The sequence below is a fragment of the Virgisporangium aurantiacum genome (assembly GCF_016863635.1).
Classification (GTDB): Bacteria; Actinomycetota; Actinomycetes; order Mycobacteriales; family Micromonosporaceae; genus Virgisporangium; species Virgisporangium aurantiacum.
On sequence record NZ_BOPG01000031.1, the window covers coordinates 148,925 to 162,652 of the forward strand.

Below are 13,728 nucleotides of genomic sequence, written 5' to 3' on the forward strand. Positions count from 1 at the left end.
GCTTTGTCTCACCATATTGAGACAAAGCTTGCGACATCTGGGCGAGGGGAGCGACATGACCGACGGGCTTGACGTCGACGGAATCTCGAAACGGTACGGCGAGGTGGTCGCCCTGCGGGACATGACCTTCGACGTCCGCGCGGGGGAGCTCTACGGGTTCGTCGGGAGCAACGGCGCCGGCAAGACCACCGCGATGCGGGTGATCCTGGGCGTGCTGGCGCCGGACGCGGGCGAGGTCCGGTGGGCCGGCCGGCCGCTGACGCTGTCGACCCGGCGCCGGATCGGCTACCTGCCGGAGGAGCGCGGGCTGTACCCGAAGATGACGGTCGGCAGCCAGCTGACCTACCTCGCCCGCCTGCACGGCATGTCCGCCGCCGCCGCGAAGGCCTCCACCGACCGGTGGCTCGAGCGCCTCGACGTCGCCGGTCGCCGCGACGACGAGGTGCAGAAGCTGAGCCTGGGCAACCAGCAACGCGTCCAGCTCGCCGCGTCGCTGGTGCACGATCCGCGGGTCCTCGTGCTCGACGAGCCGTTCTCGGGCCTGGACCCGGTCGCGGTCGACGTGATGAGCGAGGTGCTGCGGGAGAAGGCCGCCGAGGGCATCCCGGTGATGTTCTCCAGCCACCAGCTCGACCTGGTCGAACGGCTCTGCGACCGGGTGGGCATCGTCCGCGGTGGGCGGATGGTCGCGATCGAGCCGGTGCGCGGGTCCGGCCAACGGCGGACCTCGGTGGCGGACCTGTTCCGGCACGTCGTCAGCACGGACGGGAGTGACGCATGACCGGCGTCGTGCGGCTCGTCGCCGGCCGCGAGATCAGCGCGCGCACAGGCTCGAAGGTGTACCGCATCAGCGGCGTCATCATGGTCCTCGCCGTGGTGGGCGCCGTCGTCGCCGCCAACCTGATCGGTGCCGGCGGAACGGACAGCACGGTCGGCTTCACGCCGTCGGTGGCGCACCTGGCCGAACCGTTCCGGTCGGTGGCGTCGTCGGTCGGGGAGACCGTCACGACGAGCGCCGTCGACGAGACGGCCGGGGAGCGGCGGGTTCACGACGGCGAGCTCGACGCCCTGGTCACGGGCACGCCGGCCGCACTGCGGGTGGTCGTCAAGGAGGACCTGCCCGAGGACCTGCGCGTCGCCCTCACCGTGCTCGCCCGCCGGATCGCCCTCGACGAGCAGATCGCCCGCGTGGGCGGTGACCCGGTGGCGGTGAACAACGCCGTCGACTCGGTCACGTTCGCCGTGCGGACCCTCGACCCACCGCGCGAGCACGAGGGCGCCCGGCTGCTGCTCGCGTTCGCCGTCAGCTTCCTCGTGTACATGGCGATCATGATCTACGGACAGCTGGTGACGCAGGGCGTCGTGGAGGAGAAGACGAGCCGGATCGTCGAGATCCTCCTCGCGACGATCCGACCGTGGCAACTCATGGCCGGCAAGGTGCTGGGCATCGGGCTGGTCGGCCTGGCCCAACTCGCGGCCGTGCTGGCGGCGGGTCTGGCGACCGGCTACGCGACCGACTCGGTCACGTTCCCGTCCGGCCTCGCCGGCGGCACGGCACTCTGGGCGGTGGTGTGGTTCCTGCTCGGCTACGTCGTCTACGCACTCGTGTTCGCCGCCCTCGGCGCGCTCGTGTCCCGGCAGGAGGACGTCGGCGGCGTCACCGCGCCGGCCGTGCTGCTCATCGCCCTGCCGTACCTGGCCGGTGTCTTCGTCCTTCCGTCCGACCCCGACAACGGGTTCGTGGCGGTGCTGTCGCTCGTTCCGTTCTTCGCGCCGATCCTCATGCCGATGCGGTCGGCGCTCGGCGTCGCACCGGTATGGCAGGTGGCCGTGTCGATCGGTCTCACGCTGCTGCTCATCGTCGGGCTGGTGTGGTTGGCGGGGCGCATCTACCGCAACGCCGTCCTCCGCACGGGCGGCCGGGTCAAGGTCGTGGACGCCCTGCGGACGGAGTGAGAGTCTTCGACGGTGACGGGACCGGTGCTCGGGGACGCGTTCGGAAACCTGCTGCGCCGGTGCTGGGCCGCCGGCGGCGTGCCGGGCCGGGCCATCGAGGTCGTCGAGCGGGACGACGGGTTCGTCGGCGCCACCGATGCCTCCCGCTACATCAGCGGGGTCGACTCCTGGTCGCCGCAGGAGGCGGCGGTCCTGCCGCACGCACGGGGGCGGGTGCTGGACGTCGGCTGCGGCGCCGGGCGGCACATGATCGCACTGCGCGACCGGGGTCTCGAGGTGCACGGCGTCGACCCGTCGGCCGGGGCGGTGGCGGTGTGCCGCGACCGCGGCCTGGACGTCTCCCTCGGGGACATCGACCGGTTGCCGGCGGGGCCGTTCGACACGCTGCTGCTGTTCGGGAACAACCTGGGCCTGCTCGGGTCGCCCGAATTGGCGCCCGGTCGGCTGGCGGCGCTCGGCGCGGTGGCGGCACCGGGCGCGCGGATCCTGGGCTCGGGCACCGACCCGTACCGCACCGTCGACCCGGTGCACGCGGCCTACCACGCGCGCAACCGCGAGCGCGGGCGGTCCGGCGGCCAGTTGCGGCTGCGGGTCCGGCACGCGAACGTGGCGACGGACTGGTTCGAGTACTGGCTTCTCACCGTCGCGGAGTTGACCGACGTGCTGGCCGGGTCACCATGGCGGATCGACACCGTCGAGCCGGGGCCGGAAACCGACTCCAACTACGCGGTGGTCCTGGCCCTGCGCTGACCGTCAGGTGCCGTCGCGGGCCAGTTCCCGCGACAGCGCCATCGCCGCCGTGCGGACGGCCGGCGCGAGCCGTTCCAGTTCCAGGTCCCGGGCCCATCCGGTGACGGAGATCGCGGCGATCACGGTGCGGCGGCGGTCGAAGACGGGGGCGGCCACCGCCGAGACGCCGACCTCGGCCTCCTCCCGGTTGAGCCCGTAGCCCCGCTCGCGGGCCCGGGCCACCTCCTGGCGCAGCAGGCCGGGCATGATGACGGTCCGCGGGGTCAGCCGGGCCAGCCCGGCCTCGCACACCTGCCGCATCCGGTCGGGGGTGCCGTAGGCGAGGAAGACCTTGCCCGTCGCGGTGCAGTGGGCCGGCAGGCGACCGCCGACCCGCGAGACGATCGGGGTCGACCGGCGCCCGTTCACCTTCTCCAGGAACAGCGTGTCGGTGTCCGAGGGAACGGCGAGGTGGATGTTCTCGTGCGTCGCCTCGTACAGGTCCTCCATGTACGGCAGCGCGGCCTCGCGCAGCGCGCGGTGCCGCGGCACCCGCTGGCCGAGCACGAACAGGCCGATGCCCAGCCGGTAGCCGCCGCTGGTGCGTTCCAGCCCGCCCCAGGCGACGAGCTCGTTGAGGAGCCGGTGCGCGGTGGGCTTGGGCAGGCCGGTGCGCTCGGCGAGGACGCTCAGGCTCAGCTCCCCGTCGGTCGCCCCGAACGCGTCGAGCAGGCGAAGTCCCCGCGCCAGCACGGACTTGGGCGCCTCGGGTCGGTGCTCCGGTGGGGGCATGCCCAGATCGTGGTGCCTGGGCGCCGGACGGGCAAGAGCAAGAGCAAGAGTCAGTGATGACCCGTGACCGGCACGTCGACCAGCAGCGGCTCCGATCGCCGTTCCGCCACGACCGCCCGCAGCGCGTCGGCGCCGGCGACCCGCGTGTATTCGAGGCCGAACGTCGCCGCGGCGGCCCGCCAGTCGATCCCGGGCAGGTCGAGGCCCACGTAGGAACCCAGCTGCGCCGACCGGCCGGCCATCGCGTCGAGGGTGTCCTTGAGCGTCCGGTACTCGCCGTTGTTCACCACGACGAACGTCACCGGCTGCCGGTAGCGCACCGCGCTCCACAGTCCCTGCAGGCCGAACATGGCGCACCCGTCGCCGAGCACCGCGACGACCGGTCGGGTCGGGTCGCCCATCCGGGTGCCGACGGCCGCGCCGATTCCCCAGCCCAGCCCGCCGCCGACGGTGTGCACGTACGACCGGGGCCGGTCCAGCCGCAGCACCGACCGCAGCGCGATGCCGGCGGTGATGGCCTCCTCGACCACGACCGCGTCGGCCGGCAGCCCCGCCGCCACCGCGTGCATCGCGGCGAGCGGGTCCAGCGGCGCCGGCCCGTACCGGTCGCGGGCCTCGGCGTCCCGCTCGGCGCGGGCCGACGCGGAGCGGACCGTCACCGCGGCCTGCCGCGCCGACCGGTCCGGCAGCGCCGCGGCCAGCGCCCGCAGCGTCGGGCCGAGCGCGCCCTGCAGGCCCGCGGCGACCGGGAAGTTCCGTCCGAGCTCGGCCGGGTCGACGTCCACCTGCACCACGGCGGCGCCGTCGGGGATCGCCGGACCGGGCGTGTAGTGGTGCGGCATGAACGCGTGGCAGCCGACGATCAGGACGACGTCGTGCGGCTCCAGCGCCGCCCGGATCGCGGCGTTGCGCGGCGGCAGCATGCCCAGGTGCAGCGGGTGGTTGCCGGGAAAGTCGACGCCGTCGTGCATCGGCTGGTGGTAGACCGGCGCGCCCAGCCGCTCGGCCACGCACACCAGGTCGGCGACGGCGCCGTCGCGGCCCACCCCGTCGCCGGCGACGATCACCGGCGCGGTCGCGTCGCCCAACAGCGTGAGCGCGCGGTCGAGGTCGACCGCGGGTCCGGGACCGGCGACGACGGATCTTTCCGGCACCGCGACCGTCGAGGACTCGGCGAGCAGGTCCATCGGCACCGAGACGAACACCGGGCCGGCCGGCGCCCGCACCGCCTCCGCGAACGCCCGACGCAGCACCGTCGGCAGGTCGTGGGCGTGCTGCACCTCGACGGCCGACTTGGCCACCGGGCGGGCGAGGCCGACCAGGTCGCCGGAGAGCATCGGGTCCTGGAGGAGGTGACGACGGTCCTGCTGGCCGGCGAGCACCACCAGCGGGGTCCGCGACCGGGCCGCGTTGATCAGGCCGATCAGCCCGTTGGCCAGGCCGGCGGCCACGTGCAGGTTGACGAACGCGGTCCGGCCGGTGGCGCGGGCGTACCCGTCGGCCATCGCGACCACCGACGCCTCCTGCAGGCCGAGCACGTAGCGCAGGTCGGGGGCGTCGGCGAGCGCGTCGAGCAGCGGCAGTTCGGTCGTGCCGGGGTTGCCGAACACGTGCCGCACACCCTCGTCGCGGAGGATCGCGAGCAGCGCGTCTACGGGTCTCATCAATGCCTTGCCGACCCGCCGTCGACGTTGATCGTCTGACCGGTGAGGAACCCGCTGCCCTCGGCGCACACGTACAGCAGCGTGGACACCAGGTCGTCCGCGCGTCCGGTGCGGGGGACCGCCTGCAGCGCCCGGACCCGTTCGAAACCGCCGTCGGCGCCGGTGGTCGCCGCGGCGGTCGCGGTGTCCAGCAGGCCCGGCGCGATCGCGTTGACGGTGATGCCGTCGCCGCCGACCGCGGTGGCGAGCGACCGGGTGAACCCGACGAGCCCGGCCTTCGAGGTGGTGTAGGCGACCAGTTCCGGCGGCCCGAGGAACACCACCGCCGAGACGATGTTGACGATCCGCCCCCACCCGGCGGCCCGCAGGTGCGGCAGCGCGGCCCGGGTCACCAGGAACGGGCCGTCCAGGTTCAGCCGCATGACGCGGTGCCAGTCGGCCAGCGTCGTCTTCTCGAACTCGATCGGCGGGTAGACGCCCGCGTTGTTCACCACGATGTGCAGGGCACCGAACCGGTCGACCGCAGTGCGCACCGCCTCCGCCACGGCCGCCTCGTCGGTGACGTCGACCGTCAGGCCCAGGAACCGGCCGCCCGCCGCCCGTAGCAGGTCCCGCGTCTCCACCTGGTCGGCGATGTCCAGCCCGACCACGGCATGGCCCGCGCCGGCCAGCGCGACGGCGAACTCCTGCCCGAGGCCGCGGGCCGATCCGGTGACGAGGGCGACGCGCATTGCCGCAGCGTCCACCCGGGCCTTGCCCGCCGACAAGGCCCGCATTTCATTGGGCGGAACGCATCCCTTGTGAGCCCGACGTTCCGCGACCACCCTGCTGCACACCTGCCGGAGTGCGGAAGGAGGCGGTGGATGTCGATGTCCGGCCCGAAGACCGAGCTGCCCGGCGAGCCGGCTCCGCCGCCGTCCACGCGGGGGCGACGCCGTTTCCGGATCGTGGACGAGGCCGGCGTGCTCGGCGTCCTGATCGTGCTCGTCGTCGTGGTCGGCGGGTTCCGCAACGACTTCTGGGACTCCGGCAACCTGCTGGAGATCGCCCGGCAGTCGTCCTACATCGGCATCATCGCGGTCGGCATGGTGTTCGCGTTGGCGATGCGCGAGGTCGACCTGTCGGTCGGCGGCACGTACGCGCTGAGCATCGTGATCGGCGCGCTGCTGATCCGCGGCGGGCTCGACCCGTGGCTCGCCGCCGCGCTCGCGCTGGTGTCGGGTGCCGTCCTCGGCGTCGCCAACGGGCTGTTCACCACCTACATCCGGGTGCCGTCGTTCATCGCCACGCTCGGCACGCTGTCGCTCTACAAGGGGCTCGCGCTCGCGCTGAGCGGCGGCCACCAGGTCGGCGGCCTGAGCCTGGACCACCCGCTGTTCCAGGTGGTCGGCGGCAAGGTGCTCGGGCTGCCGGGCGCGGTGTGGGCGCTGATCCTGTCCGTGGCCGTGATGACCGTCGTCTTCACCCAGACCCGGTTCGGCGCACAGGTCCGGGCGGTCGGCTCCAACCCGGAGGCGGCCGCGTTCACCGGCATCCCCGTCAACCGGGTCAGGATCACCGCCCTGGCCGTCACCGGACTGTTCGCCAGCCTGTCCGGCGTGCTGGCGCTGTCGTTCTTCGCGGCCGGCGACCCGACCGTCGGCCAGGGCTACGAGCTGATGGCGATCGCCGCCGCGATCATCGGTGGCACGCCGTTGCGGGGCGGCACCGGTTCGGTGCCGGGCGCGGCGATCGGCTCGCTCATCCTGAGCGTGGTCGCCGCCAGCCTCGTCTTCTTCAGCGTCCCCATCAACTGGACGACCTTCGCCACCGGCGCCGTCATCCTGCTGGCCGTCGCGCTCGACAGCGGGCTGCGCCAGGCGAGGGCCGCCCGCCGCTCACGTTGAAGGGATTCTCGATGACCCGCTTGCCCGCCGTCCTCGTTCTCATTGCCGCCCTCGGCGCTTTCGGTGCGACGGCCTGCGACTCCGATTCCGATGGTGGAAGCGGCGGTGGCGACAAGAAGATGTCGTTCGTCGTCGCGAACATCAGCCTGAACTTCGCGCTGGAAATGGCCAACGGCGGCAAGTTCGCCGCGGAGGAGACCGGCGGCATCGACCTGCTGGTGGTCGGCCCGCCGACCACCGACGGGCCGCAGGAGGTCCAGATGTTCCAGAACGCGACCACCACCCACAAGGACGGCTCGGTGGTCGAGAACCTGGCGCCGGACCTGTTCACCCGCCCCTACGCGCAGGCGGTCGACAAGGGCATCCCGATCGTCGCGCTGGACACGGTGCCGTTGGAAGGCAGCAAGGTCGAGCTGTACGTCGGCAACGACAACTACGAACTGGGCACCCAACTCGCCGACGAGGCCATCAAGCGGCTGCCGCCGAACGCGTCCGGCACGGTGGTGCTGGGCGTGCCCAACCCCGGTGTCCCGGTGCTGGACATGCGGGCCAAGGGCATCCAGGACACGTTCGCCAAGAAGCTGCCGGGCATCACGGTCAAGGGTCCGTTCCAGACGTTCAGCGATCCCGGCCAGAGCTACAACGCGTGGTCGTCGCAGGTCCGGGCGAACGCCGGCGCGCTGGCGTTCCTCGGGGTGGGTGACGCCGACAGCTATTCGCTGGCGCGCCTGAAGAAGGAGACCGGCGGCAAGTGGCTGTCCGGCGGCTTCGACCTCGACGCGAAGACGCTGGAGGCGGTCAAGGACGGCACCAACTTCGTCACCATCTCCCCGGAGCACTACCTCAAGGGCTACGTCGCGATGCGGCTGCTGGCCGAGGCCGTGAAGGCCGGCAAGGACCTGCCGAAGGGCTGGTTCTACACACCGGGCCTGATCGTCGACAGCAGCAACATCGACAAGATCCTGGCCCGGCAGAAGGACGACGCGTCGCGCCGCGCCGGCATCGCCGAGGACGCGAAGAAGATCTTCGCGGACCCCGATTCGTATCTCCGGCCGCTCAAAGACGCCCGCTGACCGATGCTCCACGCCACCGACATCTCCAAGCGGTACGGCGGCGTGACCGCGCTGTCCGGTGCCGGCCTGCGGCTGGCACCGGGGGAGGTGCACGCGCTGCTCGGCGAGAACGGCGCGGGCAAGTCCACGCTGGTGAAAATCATGGCCGGCGTCACCGCGCCGGACACCGGCCGGCTCACGGTCGACGGCGCCGAGATCCGGCTCGGCGGTCCGGCCGACGCCCGCCGCCACGGGATCGCGGTGGTGTTCCAGGAGCTGAGCCTCTTCGGCGACCTGGACGTGCTGGGCAACCTGTTCGTCACCACCGAGCCGGTGCGGTTCGGCCGGCTCGACCGGGCCGAGATGACCCGCCGCGCCGGTCCGCTGCTCGACGAACTGGGCCTGGGCGACATCCCGTTGCGGACCCGGGTCGGCGAGCTGGACCTGGCCCGCCGGCAGCTGCTGGAGATCTGCCGGGCACTGCTGGCCGACCCGCACATCGTGATCCTCGACGAGCCGACCTCGGCGCTGCCGGCACCGGCCGTCGAGCGGCTGCACGCGGTGATCCGCACCATCACCGGCCGGGGTGTGGCGGTGCTGTACGTGTCGCACTTCCTGGAGGAGGTGACGGCGCTCGCCGACCGCGTGACGATCCTGCGCGACGGCTCCAACGTGCGCAGCGAGGTGCCGATCGGCCGGCTGAGCGTCACCGAGATGGTGACCGCGATGCTCGGCGAGGCCGCGGCCGCGTCACCCGCCGGCGCGGCCCCGATGGCTGCCGGGCCTGAGTCGGGCCGCCGAGTCGTCATCGAGGACGTCACCGTGGCCGGCCGCCTGTCCGGCGTCCACCTCACCGCCGCCGCCGGTGAGGTGGTGGGGCTGGCCGGGTTGCAGGGCGCCGGCCACTCGGCCGTCCTCGATCTGCTCTGGGGCCGGGCGGTGCCGACCGCCGGCAGCGTCCACCTGCCCGACGGCCGGGGCCGGCCGCGCACCACCACGGAGGCGGTCCGGCGCCGGATCGCGTTCGTTCCCGGCGACCGGACCGGCCTCGGCCTGATGCTCGACGCCACCGTCGCGGCCAACATCACCAGCGTCGGCTGGCTGGCCCGCCGCGACGGCGGTTTCCTGCTGCGCCGGTCGCGGGCCGCGGCGATCGCCCGGCGCCACATCGCCGACCTGCGGATCCGGGCCGAACCCGGCGACCCGGTCGGGTCGCTGTCCGGCGGGAACCAGCAGAAGGTCGTGTTCGCGAAGTGGCTGCAGGCCGACCCCGAGGTGGTCCTGCTCGACGACCCGACCCGCGGCGTCGACGTCGGGGTGAAGGCCGACATGCACCAGATCATCCGCGGGCTCGCCGCGGCCGGGAAGATCGTGCTGATGTGCTCGACCGACCCGGCCGAACTGGCCGAGGTCTGCGACCGGGTGGTCATCTTCCGGCGCGGGGCGGTGTCGGGTTCGCTGACCCGGGAGGACCTGACCGAGCACGCCCTCCTGCACGCCATGAACGCCGGCGCCCAACCGGCCTAGTTGCGGTAACGGAAGATGATCCGGCCCTTCGTGAGGTCGTAGGGGCTCAGCTCCACGAGCACCCGGTCGTAGGGAAGGATCTTGATGTAGTTCTTCCGGATCTTCCCGCTGATGTGGGCCATTATCTTGTGGCCGTTCGTGAGTTCCACCCGGAAGATGGCGTTGCGCAGGCATTCGAGGACGGTGCCTTCTATTTCGATGCCGGTCGATGTTCTAGCCATCGTCGGTCCCTCCGTTCGGTTCGTGCGGTCAGCGGATGACGAGTTCGAGGTTGCTGCCGGTGCGCCGGGCTCCGATGCCCTCGAACAGCGCCGTGGCGGCCACGTTGGACTCGGTGATTTCGGCCGAGGCGGCGTCCTTGCCGACGCGGTGCAGCGCGCCCAGCGCGTGGGCCAGCAGCGCCCGGGCGATGCCGCCGCGTCGGTGGTCGGCCCGGACGGCGATCAGCCCGATCCGGGGCCGGCGGGTCATCATCGCGACCCGCAGCAGACCCGCGTACCGGCCGGACCGCGTCGCCACGATGTACTTCGACGGGTCGAGCCCGGGGACCGCGATGACCTCGGCCGGCATGTCCTGCCAGCCGGGACCGGCCTCGATCTCGGCGCGGATGGTGCGGTCCAGGTCGCGTAGCGGTGCCTCCTCCGCCCGGCCGAGGCCCAGCACCGTCACATCCGGCGGCGGCGGGCCGAGGCCGGTGGCGTGCGGGTCGGTGGGTACGGCGTACTCCCACTCGCGCCGGCGGGTCGTGAAGCCGGCACGCTGCCACTGGGCGGTCAGGTCGAGATCGGCCTCGTCGACCACCGTGTGCAGCGGCCTCGGCAGGGCCGCGAGCATGACCTCGGCCAGCCGGGCGAAGGCCGCGTCGTGCCAGGCGTCGATGCTGACGAACATCAGCCCGTCGGGCCGGTGCGACATCGCACCGCGGCCGATCACGAGGTCGTCTTCCAGCGCGTGCCACTGGTCGGCCGCCACGCGCGAGATCAGCACATGGCTGAATTCCACAGGATTCATAGATGGGTGCCTTTCGGGTCGCCTTGTCGGGCGCCCTCGGCGACACCTACGTCAGTGGCCGATCCGTGACGACGAGGGGGAGCACCCACATCGAAACAACGTTCACGGGTCTCACCTCCTCGAGGAGTGTCACGGCGCCGTGGAGGCTACCAGCGTCCGGCCGCGGCGTCCAATCGTTCCCGGCCTGGGCGTCAACCTCGCGGCTGTAGTGCCTGAGGAGGTCATCGCGGCATCGAGCAGCAGACCCGGCGATGCGCCGCCGGGTCAGTCGCGGTCGGTGCGGCGTTCCAGGTCCGCGAGCGTGGCGGCTGCCCGGTCCAGTTCATGGTGAGCGAACACGGGGATGCCGTGGCGGCGCAATGCCTCGGCCGCGACGCCGCGCCCGGCGACGGTGACGCCGGTGAAGGTCCCGTCGTGAATGTAGGTGCTGCCGCAGGTCGGGCTGCCGTCGACCAGGACGGCGAGTGCGACACCGGACTGGATCGCCCGGTCGAGGGCTCGGCGGGCCGCCGCCCGGAACAGTTCCGTGACGTCGCGGCCCGAGACCTCGTGCACCCGCGCCCGACCGTCGAGGACGTCGGCCGCGCTGCCGGCGACGATCTCGGCCGGCGGGCGCGGCACCGGGAAGCCGACGGCCAGTTCTGGACACAGTGACACGAGACGTCCCTCGGACGCCCACCGTCGCCAGATCGGGGAGCTGACCGGCACACCGGTCTCGTTGAAACGGATCGGGGCGCCGCCAAGGCAGCCGCTCACAAGCACTTTCAACATGGCAGCCGAGCGATCCTCGTGTGCACGACCGCGGCATGCATGATCAGACTCCCGGGCTTCACAGGCCCGCATGATAGCCGTTGCCGCTGTCTCAGGCCGCGACCTTGCGCTACCGGAGGATGCCGGGCAGCCCGCCGATGTAGGCGACGGCGAAGCCGATGGTGGGGATGCCGAACAGCATCGAGATCATCGCCAGTCTGGTGATGGACGGGCGGCGGGTCAGCGCGGCGTAGACGGCGAACAGGACCGGTGCCATGAGCAGTTGCGGCACGAGTGTCGCGCGCGGAACGACGACGTCGAGCCAGGCGCAGGCGAGGGAGATCAGCAGCGCCGCGGCCCACAGGACGAGCCCGAGCCGGTACGCGAACCGGCGGCCGAAACGCACGGCGAACGTGGTGTCGCCGGCGCTCGTGTCGGCGGCCAGGTCGGTCACGGTCGTGGGAACGTACAGCGCCGCAGTGAACAGGAAACCGATCAGCCCGAACTCCCACGGGAACTCCCACGGCGGGCGGGTGATCGACCAGCCGGCCGCCGGCGACACGACACCGACGACGAGGGAGTTGACTGCGACGTCCCAGCCGGGACGGGTCTTGAGCCGCAGCGGCGGCACGCTGTACGCCCAGCCGAGCAGCAGCACGCCGAGGACGCCGGGCACGAACAGCGGCCCGACGAACACGGCCGCGACCAGCGCCGCGACGGCGATGACGCGGTACCAGACGCGGAGGCGGGACGCGGAGACCGCGCCGGTGACCAGCGGGGCGGTTCCCTTACGCGGGTTGACACGGTCGCTGGGCAGGTCGTACAGGTCGTTCTGGGCGAGAACGGCGCCCCAGATGAGCGGGCCGAGGACCAGCAGCGCCACCGCGGCGCGCGGCAGGTCGGCCCGATCGGGCAGCCAGGCCCGGCCGGCGAGGACGGTGCCGGCGTAGGCGGGCACCCACGACACCGGCCAGAACCAGGGCCGGGAGACCGCGACGAGCACCGCAGCGGGTCGATCGAGCACCTGGGTCATGCCCCAATGATCTTCCTCGGACCCTGTGCCGTCACTGAGACCTGCACCGCTCCCGGATCGGCTACCGCGCGAACCGCGCGAGGCGGTCGGCGAAGTCGACGAGCGCGGCCCGGTCGGCGTTGCCGACGCTGACCCGTAGCATCCGGCGGTCGTCGGGCATGAACGCGGTGCCGGGGATCACCAGTACGTCGCACCGGGTGACGAGGTCGCGCACCACGTCCCCGGTGGGGCGCCCGGCGAACGGGTGCCGGATCCAGCCGAAGAACCCGCCGACCGACACCAGCTCGAAGCCCCCGGGCCGGCGCTCCATCGCCTCGGTGAACCACCGCCGTTTCGCGGCGACCTCCAGCGCGCGGGCGCGCCGCCAGTCCGTGGCCATCGTCAGGCCGGCCCAGGCCGCCTCCTGCCCGATCCGGGGAGCGCAGATCGCCACGCAGTCGAGCAGCTTCGCCACCTCGCGGCCGAGGTCGGTCGAGCCGATCACCGCGCCCACCCGGTGGCCCGGGATGGCGAACTCCTTCGAGAAGCTGTGCAGGCTCACCAGCGTCCGCGGCCAGTCCGGGTCGGCGAACAGCGGATGGGCCGGCTCCTCGGTGTCGCGGAAGACCCGGTAGGTCTCGTCCAGGATCAACGCGATGTCGTGGCGCGCGGCCACCCGGAACAGGTCCACGATCGCGGCTGGATCGGCCGTCACCCCGCTCGGGTTGCCGGGCGACACCAGGACGATCGCCCGCGTCCGCGGGGTGATCACGCGCTCCGCCTCCGCGGCCGTGGGAGTCTCCAGGTACACCGGCACGATGCCGTTCATCCGCAGCCACATGTCGTGGTTGAAGTAGTACGGCAGGACCAGGACCACCTCGTCGCCGGGACCCGCGAGCGCCGACGCCACCAGACAGAACGCCTGGTTGCAGCCGGCCGTCACGACGACCTGGTCGGCGTCCACCCGCCCGCCGTAGGCGGCCCGCACCTCGGCGGCGACGGCCTCCCGCAGGCGCGGAAGCCCGGCGATCTCCACGTAGCCCGAGCCGTCCGGTCGGCGCGCGGTGGCGGCGATGTGGTCGACGATCTCGGGCGGCGGTGGGTACCGCGGCGCCGCCTGGGCGAGGTCGAGCAGCCCGCCCGGGTCCCGGCCGTCGACGAGCGCGTACGTCGTGCCGATCGGCGAGTCGATCTCGCCGACCGTCCTGTGGTTGAGTCGCACTCCCATATGTTGCCGAATATGTACCGTTTTCAGTAACGCCTCGCGTGGCATCCGGCGGAAGAACGTGCGACGGTCGCTGGACCCCCGCCCGTCTCTTCACCCCCAGGAGGCAGGACATTGTTCACTC

14 protein-coding genes are annotated in these 13,728 nt (G+C 72.4%); 6 read left to right on the forward strand and 8 right to left on the reverse strand.

Annotated elements, in window-relative coordinates:
* The first annotated feature begins 55 nt into the window (after window positions 1-55).
* From Vau01_RS24695 to Vau01_RS24705, 3 genes are read left to right on the forward strand one after another with little or no spacing between them, the layout of a single operon-like run.
* The gene (locus Vau01_RS24695) at window positions 56-781 is read left to right on the forward strand and encodes an ABC transporter ATP-binding protein (protein ID WP_373320308.1); all 726 of its coding nucleotides are present in this window, start codon (window positions 56-58) and stop codon (window positions 779-781) included.
* A complete protein-coding gene (locus tag Vau01_RS24700) occupies window positions 778-1,956 on the forward strand; it encodes an ABC transporter permease (RefSeq protein ID WP_203996783.1) in 1,179 nt (392 codons plus the stop codon). Before Vau01_RS24695 ends, Vau01_RS24700 begins: the two co-directional genes overlap by 4 nt.
* A 12-nt stretch (window positions 1,957-1,968) precedes the next feature.
* Complete coding sequence (locus tag Vau01_RS24705; protein ID WP_203996785.1) at window positions 1,969-2,706, forward strand: class I SAM-dependent methyltransferase; 738 nt, start codon at window positions 1,969-1,971, stop codon at window positions 2,704-2,706.
* 3 nt (window positions 2,707-2,709) lie between these two features.
* On the opposite strand, the gene Vau01_RS24710 is transcribed toward Vau01_RS24705, so the two are convergent.
* The 3 genes from Vau01_RS24710 to Vau01_RS24720 are packed head-to-tail and all read right to left on the reverse strand — an operon-like array spanning window position 2,710 to window position 5,872.
* The gene (locus Vau01_RS24710) at window positions 2,710-3,477 is read right to left on the reverse strand and encodes an IclR family transcriptional regulator (RefSeq protein ID WP_203996787.1); all 768 of its coding nucleotides are present in this window, start codon (window positions 3,475-3,477) and stop codon (window positions 2,710-2,712) included.
* 50 nt (window positions 3,478-3,527) lie between these two features.
* Window positions 3,528-5,141 (reverse strand): thiamine pyrophosphate-binding protein, encoded by a 1,614-nt coding sequence (locus Vau01_RS24715; RefSeq protein ID WP_203996789.1) that lies wholly within the window; start codon window positions 5,139-5,141, stop codon window positions 3,528-3,530.
* Entirely contained in the window at window positions 5,141-5,872 is a 732-nt protein-coding gene (locus Vau01_RS24720; RefSeq protein ID WP_203996790.1) for an SDR family NAD(P)-dependent oxidoreductase, read from the reverse strand. The genes Vau01_RS24715 and Vau01_RS24720 overlap by 1 nt, the downstream gene beginning before the upstream one ends.
* 132 nt (window positions 5,873-6,004) lie before the next feature.
* Between Vau01_RS24720 and Vau01_RS24725 the strand changes: the two genes are divergently transcribed.
* Genes Vau01_RS24725 through Vau01_RS24735 form a run of 3 tightly spaced genes read left to right on the forward strand, consistent with a single transcriptional unit; the run spans window position 6,005 to window position 9,606 of the window.
* Window positions 6,005-7,027 carry an ABC transporter permease gene (locus Vau01_RS24725; protein ID WP_203996791.1) on the forward strand — a complete coding sequence of 341 codons (1,023 nt, stop codon included), beginning with the start codon at window positions 6,005-6,007 and terminating at the stop codon, window positions 7,025-7,027.
* Between the two features lie 11 nt (window positions 7,028-7,038).
* Window positions 7,039-8,100, forward strand: a complete 1,062-nt coding sequence (locus Vau01_RS24730) for a sugar ABC transporter substrate-binding protein (protein ID WP_203996793.1) — start codon at window positions 7,039-7,041, stop codon at window positions 8,098-8,100.
* 3 nt (window positions 8,101-8,103) lie between these two features.
* Window positions 8,104-9,606 (forward strand): sugar ABC transporter ATP-binding protein, encoded by a 1,503-nt coding sequence (locus Vau01_RS24735; RefSeq protein ID WP_203996795.1) that lies wholly within the window; start codon window positions 8,104-8,106, stop codon window positions 9,604-9,606.
* Here the strand turns inward: Vau01_RS24735 and infA are convergent.
* From infA to Vau01_RS24760, 5 genes are all read right to left on the reverse strand, one after another.
* Window positions 9,603-9,827, reverse strand: coding sequence for a translation initiation factor IF-1 (gene infA / locus Vau01_RS24740; protein ID WP_203996796.1), 225 nt, complete (start codon window positions 9,825-9,827; stop codon window positions 9,603-9,605). The genes Vau01_RS24735 and infA overlap by 4 nt on opposite strands.
* A gap of 28 nt (window positions 9,828-9,855) precedes the next feature.
* Window positions 9,856-10,617, reverse strand: a complete 762-nt coding sequence (locus Vau01_RS24745; protein WP_203996799.1) for a GNAT family N-acetyltransferase — start codon at window positions 10,615-10,617, stop codon at window positions 9,856-9,858.
* Between the two features lie 264 nt (window positions 10,618-10,881).
* On the reverse strand, window positions 10,882-11,460 hold the full coding sequence (locus Vau01_RS24750; protein WP_308440482.1) for a 2-thiouracil desulfurase family protein: 579 nt from the start codon (window positions 11,458-11,460) through the stop codon (window positions 10,882-10,884).
* Between the two features lie 37 nt (window positions 11,461-11,497).
* Window positions 11,498-12,400, reverse strand: coding sequence for a UbiA prenyltransferase family protein (locus Vau01_RS24755; protein WP_203996803.1), 903 nt, complete (start codon window positions 12,398-12,400; stop codon window positions 11,498-11,500).
* A gap of 61 nt (window positions 12,401-12,461) precedes the next feature.
* Complete coding sequence (locus tag Vau01_RS24760) at window positions 12,462-13,601, reverse strand: aminotransferase (protein WP_203996805.1); 1,140 nt, start codon at window positions 13,599-13,601, stop codon at window positions 12,462-12,464.
* Window positions 13,602-13,728: the final 127 nt, after the last annotated feature.